Raw genomic sequence first — 6495 nt, 5'->3', positions numbered from 1 at the left:
CTTTAAACTCTAAGACAAACATTTTACGCAGGGGGTACTTAGATAAAATCAGTATAGCACAATAAAAGTTAAGTTAACAAGCTATAGTTTAAAAAGCCGTCCTAAAAGGACGGGGCTTTAACCCAAAATTTCGGTAAAATCCACCCGCTGATATAAATCTGTCAGGGATATTTGAAAATCTAGAGAAAACAAAGTTAAAATCGCTTCTTGATCGTGATAATCCCGAAATGCCCAATGATCACCTCTTTTATGAAATTGTTCGATATAATAACCATATTGATCGATTAAAATATATTCTTCAAAACTATTAAGAGAGCGATAAAACTTAAACTTATCACCCCGATTATAGTCTTGAGTAGATTTTGATAAAACCTCGATAATCACCTGTGGATTGGTAATCGTATCGGTGCGTCCTCTTTCAAGAATTGGTTCTCCCTTAACGATCATAATATCGGGATAGGTGTATAAATTATAGGTGGGTATGGCCAAGCGTAGATCGGTGATAAATATATCATAGGCTTGATTCTGGATAGTTAAGGGAAATCTTCTACAGAAATTCAAGGCAATGCGATTATGGTTAGGAGTTCCCCCAGTCATAATAATAATTTCTCCATCTCGATACTCGTGTCTGTCGGTGGCAGTTTCCTCTAGTTGAAAGTATTCTGCGACTGTGTAGCGTTTCTCAGTGGTTGCGACCATATTGCCCCCTTGAAAGCAAAGCTCTGTCTTTATAATAACCTGTTTTCTGAAAAGGTACAATTATCGGTTTTAATCAGGTGCTGACTGCCGTATAAATATCGAGAGACCTTGTTAACCAGGTCTCTCCAAAGTGGGTGGGATTATTGTTGCTAATTTGTTAATCCGGTCGGGATAATTTGAGGATAGCGCCGGTGACTTTCATGCTTTCTTGATAAAGCACGTCCTTGCCCCAACGCTGTAACTGTTTACCTAGCAGAGTTTCTGTTTTTTGGTCTTCCAGATGGGCTACTTGTTCAATGCGGCAAGATTGGGCCCCTCCCGAAGCTTCCATCCGCATACAGCCGGTAGTTCCCGAACAAATTACCGTACAACAATCAGCCTGAAGATTAGTAGAACTGAGTTTAATACTAATCAGATCCCCTTGTACCTCACCCCAATCGGCCACGGGAATACCAGCTAATTCTGCTTCAATTAAACGCTGGTCCTGACCGAGGAAGCTAATCCGATGAATAGCGTAATCTCCCGACCGGTGACTATATCCCACTGGTCGCCATTGTAACCGGCTGGCCATCCAACCGAGGAACATAAAAGCTTGGCAAGGATTGCCCTTTTCATAATCAATAGTGATGCGATCGACTTCCAGAATAGCATCCCGGCGCTCCGGTGGATCAAAAGCCTCGGCGGTTAGTTCTTGCCAAGGGGCGAGACGACTCCAGTTCAGGTCAGCCAATGGTACATCTGTTGCTAGTAAATCCCCCACTTGCAGCAGTTCCGTTTCCGGTTCCCGAAAAGTGCTGGAATCGACGATAATCGTATCACATTGACTGGCCAGACGCTTAAATAGTCCATATTCCGCATCGGGACTAGCTTTCCACCAGAGAAATTTGGGCAAACTGGGAATAGTTAACTCGGAAATAATGCCGCCAATTCGTTCCAAAGCTTCCGCCGTACCGCTTAAAGTGACGTATTCACAGCAAACTAAAGTGTTCTGACTACGTTTGTTGACGGGACAATAGGCAGAAACGGAGGCTTTTACCCCTTCATCGGCCTCGGCGGTGGGACAGAGGGTAATAATGCGACAGGGATTGGAAGCAGCGATCGCATCTGCGACCCCAATCGCATCCAAATCGGCGGCGTATTGACGATGATTAGCCCCGTCCTCGGCGTTTTTTTCCGCTTCCCAGGCTGCCCTTAACCGAGCGACAAATTCATCGCTAGAAAGCCCGGTTACTTCTAGTTCTAGGTCCTTCTGGGCGACTTTGATCGCGGCGTGGGTCCGGGGACCGGCAATACCATCAATCGGGCCGGTGTAATAGCCGAGAAGGGTTAACAATTCCTGTACCGCATCGGGTTCATAGACAATAAAGCTAAAGGTGGTGGCCCGGGTGGCGGCCATACCATCCTCATTATCATTATAGGATTGCCAGATATCGCGCAGTTCCTGCTCGATCACATCGATGGAAACATCTTTCGGTGCTTGCAGGGAGACAATGGGGGGGCTTTGGGTGGTCATGTCAGTTATCAGTTATCAGTTATCAGTTACCAGTTACCAGTTATCAGTTATCAGTTATCAGTTACCAGTTATCAGTTACCAGTTATCAGTTATCAGGTGTGAGTTTTTAGTGAATAGTATTAAGCGACAAGCTCGGAGCTGCCTTTTAACTGTTTACTGCTCACTGTTTACTGCTCACTGATTACTGTTTACTGCTCACTGATTACTGCTCACTGATTACTGTTCACTGTATTAGAGTCGTCGCCAACGACGGCCATCGCGGTTAAGGAGAAATTCCGCTTCTGTGGGTTCCCAAGTACCCGCTTCGTATTGGGGTACGGAGGCAGGATCGGCGGGAGCGTCCCAAGCGGCGAGAGCGGGAGTAACGATGCGCCATGCTTCTTCTACCTCGTCAGAACGGGTAAATAGGGTTTGATCTCCTAGCATAGCGTCTAAAAGTAGGCGATTATAGGCATCAGCGCTGGCAACACCGAAGGAGGAACCATAACTAAAGTCCATTTCTACCGTGCGCGTGCGTAATTCCGACCCCGGCATTTTTGCCTCAAAACGCAGGGCAATACCTTCATTAGGCTGAATTCGCAGACTCAGTACATTTGCATTAGTTTGTTGGGCTGCCGATTGGAAGATTAATAACGGCACATTGCGGAATTGGATGGCAATCTCGGAAACTTTTTTGGGCAGACGTTTACCCGTACGCAGATAGAAGGGGACACCCTGCCAACGCCAGTTATCGACGATTAATTTCATGGCCACGTAGGTGGGAGTGGTGGATTCCGGATTAACCCCCGGTTCTTCCCGATAGCCCGGAATGGGTTTTCCTTTCATCCAACCGGCTTTATACTGGCCGCGGATGGCGGATTTTTCTAGGTTATTGATATCGGCCAGGTGAGTCGCTTGCAGGACTTTGACTTTTTCGCCGCGGATACTATCAGCGTTAATAGCGTTGGGTGCTTCCATCGCCGTTAAGCAGAATAACTGCATCAGGTGATTTTGCACCATATCCCGCAAAGCCCCCGATTTTTCGTAATATCCGGCCCGATCCTCCACTCCCACGGTTTCGGCCACGGTAATCTGGACGTGATCGATAAATTGACGATTCCAGAGGGGTTCAAAGATGGCGTTAGCAAATCGGAACACCAGTAAGTTTTGGACGGTTTCCTTGCCTAAATAGTGGTCAATGCGATAAACTTGGTTCTCCTGACAAACCTCTTGTACGACTCGATTGAGAACTTGGGCAGAACTGAGGTCTTTGCCAAAGGGTTTTTCGATCACTAACCGGTGTTTAATTGGGTCTGTAAGCATTCCGGCCGCCCCAAGGTTTTTAAGGCCGGGGGGAAAGAAATTAGGAGAAACCGCTAGATAAAAGACTCGATTGCCGCGGGTTCCCCGCATTCCGTCTAATTCTTCCAGAAAGACTTTCATTTTGGCGTAACTTTCTGGATCGTCCATGTTGCCGGGGAAATAGTACAAGCCTTGGGCGAAGTCTTGCCAATATTCCTCACTACCAATCCCGTCAGAAAATTCTTCGATGCCTTGGCGCATCTGTTGGCGAAAATAATCATGACTCCACTCTCGGCGCGCTGTACCGACGATGGTTAATTCGGCCGGCAGTCGTCTTTCCCGTTTCAGTTGATAGAGGGCAGGAACCAGTTTTCTTTGGGTTAAGTCTCCCGATGCCCCAAAAATGACTAAAATTAGGGGTTCTGGGGTTCTTTCTTGTCGCAATCCCACTCGGAGAGGATTTTCGAGCAGCTTTACCATAGGATTTTGTCTAGCCGAGGTGCATTATTTCCCAGTTTAGCGATAATACTCGACGGCATACCTAAAGTAAAAATTAACAACCACAATCAGTGATCAGTGATCAGTAAACAGTGATCAGTGACCAGTAAACAGTAATCAGTGATCAGTAAGCAGTGATCAGTAAACAGTAATTATATTAAATCTGGTTATTAAAGACTGATTATTTATTCCTCCTTTTGCATGAGTGCCTAGGCTTTTTTGAAATCAAAAAGTTCGGGGCCTGGGAGTGAGCGGGGGGAAAATTGGGGGACTTTTTCCCTGAAAATTAGGTAATTGACCACCTAAAAATGGATAAAACCCCACACCCCACACCCTACCCCTAGGAAAAACTTTTTCAGCAAACCCTGATTGAGGAGAGGCCGTTATTTTTTGGCGGTTTTAACACAATCGAGGGTACGGACAATGGCGGCTGCTGCGTAGTTACGACGGGCGGGGTCATTTGGTACAAAAGAACTACCCTGTTCGTTCAAGGGAGAGGCCACACCGCAAAATCCCGACATCTGGGTAATTAAACTGGCAGCCCAATGACCGGAAGTATCAGAAAAATTGACGGGGGTTTTAGTTTGGGCTAAATCGGGGGCTTGTTTTTGCTGAGTTTTCAGGTAGGTGGCGGCCTGTTTGAGAATCGCCATCAATTCGGCCCTAGTGATGGGGTCGGTGGGACGGAATTCGCCGTTAGCTTTGCCAGCAACAATACCATTAGCCCGGGCCCATTGGATTTTTTGGGCACTCCAGCGCGTCGCTTCTACGTCGTTAAAACTGCCGCTGCCGGGGGGAATCGCTTCTAGGTTAATTTTGGTGACAGTTCCCATCCCTTCAATAATCATCGAGACGAATTGTTCCCTGGTGACGGGATTTTCGGGGCGGAAGGTGTTATCTTCTTTAAAACCGGCCACTACCCCAAGCGCGATTGCTTTTTCAATCTCAGTTTTATAGATATCGCCGCTAATATCCTGAAAACTGGCCCCGGAAGTGGGGGGGGGAGTGGTTTCGTTGATGGGAGGTCTGCCGCCAGCTGCGAGAACTTCCGCTTCTTTGCCGCTAAAGTAGAAGTGGCCTAAACTTTTGCCTTGGAAAGTACGACGGCTAAATCTCCAACCCGGTTCGAGGATAATTTTCATAAATCCTGTTTGCATTCCTCGGGTTCTTCCCACCACTAATTCCGGTCTGCGAGCATCCCGGGGAGTTCCCACTAAGTATAATTGGCCATTGCGTTCCACAATACGCAGGATGTAATCTAGCCCAAAATCCCGGCCATCGAGACGGATAGAATAACCATTACTATCGGTGGCGCGGCGACAAATGCCGGTAAAGTCAAAGTTGAGGAGCAGCGGGTCGATCATGACGGGATTTGAGCCGCTTTCGCTCCAACACTTCTGTTTTCCCTGGATTTGTTCCAATACTAGCAGGTCAAATTTATTACCTCCGTAGGGACGAGCGATCGCTATTACCTGGGTCTGCTCGATGTCCTGTTCGTCAAAGTTGACCGCTGGTGTGGCAGTTATGCCCAAGGTCATTAGGGCGGTTAGGGCGATCGATAATCTGGCTTTCATAATCTTTAATCTATAAGACGATTTTTGCAGTAAAAATAGACGTGCTAGTCCCAATATTCTAAGACTGAATGCTTCCGGTTGTTGTTCCGGACTGCGCCGGATTGTTGTCTGTCCGCACAAGTTTTCTCTCAATCTTCAATTTCCGAACCTATTTATCCTGGCAATATTCTGATGGAACTGGTGGGTTGATCAATATTAATTCGGTTAGCTGTTGAAACTGGGGAGATTTTGGCGAATTGTTGAAAATTTTAGCCAGCCATTCGAGTCTTAGGCTAAGATGGGGAGAGAGGCTTTTAATTGGCCGCAGCCCTTGACTTCCTCACAGGATTTAAGCCCAATAATTGCCTAAAAAATTGCAGTTAATCGATTGAGGGCTATCAGTGCTGAGGTAAATTATCATAGTTCATTAGCTCTGGTGAGCCATTGCCTTTTCTTTGGTGTGTGTGAGGTAAACAATTGTCACTAACCCCGCCCTAAAAGCGACGGGGCTTGCCTAGACCAATTTAGGCGACGCAAGTAGAGACTACCGCATCGAGACACAATCTGGCACAGACCTCCGAATACTTCCCTAGTTCGGATTCCCTCTAAGCTTTATTGGTAAAGCGTTGTTAGACAAGACATCTTGATTGTGTTGCGGTAAGGGACATTAACTTTACTCTTAAGGATTATCTCCATGGCAAGAGTTCCTGTTATCTCAAAAGACGGAAAGTCGTTAATGCCCACCAAACCCAGTCGGGCCAGACGGTGGATTAAAGAAGGAAAAGCCATCGGTAAATTCAACGACTTAGGTATTTTCTATGTCCAGCTAACCACTGAATCCTCTAACAACAAAACCCAACCGATTGCCATTGGTATTGACCCGGGTAAATTATTCTCTGGAATTGGCGTTCAATCCTCTCTTTTTACTCTTTGGAAAGCTCACTTAGAACT

5 protein-coding genes are annotated in these 6495 nt (G+C 46.5%); 1 reads left to right on the top strand and 4 read right to left on the bottom strand.

Annotated elements, in window-relative coordinates; all coding sequences use genetic code 11:
- Window positions 1-117: 117 nt before the first annotated feature.
- From IM479_RS20855 to IM479_RS20840, 4 genes are all read right to left on the bottom strand, one after another.
- Window positions 118-699, bottom strand: coding sequence for a Uma2 family endonuclease (locus IM479_RS20855; RefSeq protein WP_287685732.1), 582 nt, complete (start codon window positions 697-699; stop codon window positions 118-120).
- Between the two features lie 157 nt (window positions 700-856).
- Window positions 857-2212: a glucose-6-phosphate dehydrogenase assembly protein OpcA gene (gene opcA, locus IM479_RS20850; RefSeq protein ID WP_286825415.1), complete on the bottom strand. Its 1356-nt coding sequence runs from the start codon at window positions 2210-2212 to the stop codon at window positions 857-859.
- A 231-nt stretch (window positions 2213-2443) separates the two neighbouring features.
- Window positions 2444-3973: a glucose-6-phosphate dehydrogenase gene (gene zwf, locus IM479_RS20845; RefSeq protein WP_287078655.1), complete on the bottom strand. Its 1530-nt coding sequence runs from the start codon at window positions 3971-3973 to the stop codon at window positions 2444-2446.
- Window positions 3974-4374: 401 nt separating this feature from the next.
- Window positions 4375-5565: a DUF3747 domain-containing protein gene (locus IM479_RS20840; RefSeq protein ID WP_287685734.1), complete on the bottom strand. Its 1191-nt coding sequence runs from the start codon at window positions 5563-5565 to the stop codon at window positions 4375-4377.
- 673 nt (window positions 5566-6238) lie between these two features.
- On the opposite strand from IM479_RS20840, the gene IM479_RS20835 reads away from it, so the two are divergent.
- The coding region (locus IM479_RS20835; RefSeq protein WP_287699562.1) for an RRXRR domain-containing protein at window positions 6239-6495 on the top strand (257 nt) is incomplete at its 3' end.

This window comes from Microcystis sp. M165S2 (genome assembly GCF_020245885.1).
GTDB lineage: Bacteria > Cyanobacteriota > Cyanobacteriia > Cyanobacteriales > Microcystaceae > Microcystis.
Note: the sequence above shows the minus strand (reverse complement) of the source record. Positions and strands in the feature narration are given on the sequence as shown.

What these genes read in the sequence shown, in the direction of transcription:
- IM479_RS20855 (WP_287685732.1), bottom strand. Translation starts at nt 699, where the DNA reads ATGGTCGCAACCACTGAGAAACGCTACACAGTCGCAGAATACTTTCAA.
- opcA (WP_286825415.1), bottom strand. Translation starts at nt 2,212, where the DNA reads ATGACCACCCAAAGCCCCCCCATTGTCTCCCTGCAAGCACCGAAAGAT.
- zwf (WP_287078655.1), bottom strand. Translation starts at nt 3,973, where the DNA reads ATGGTAAAGCTGCTCGAAAATCCTCTCCGAGTGGGATTGCGACAAGAA.
- IM479_RS20840 (WP_287685734.1), bottom strand. Translation starts at nt 5,565, where the DNA reads ATGAAAGCCAGATTATCGATCGCCCTAACCGCCCTAATGACCTTGGGC.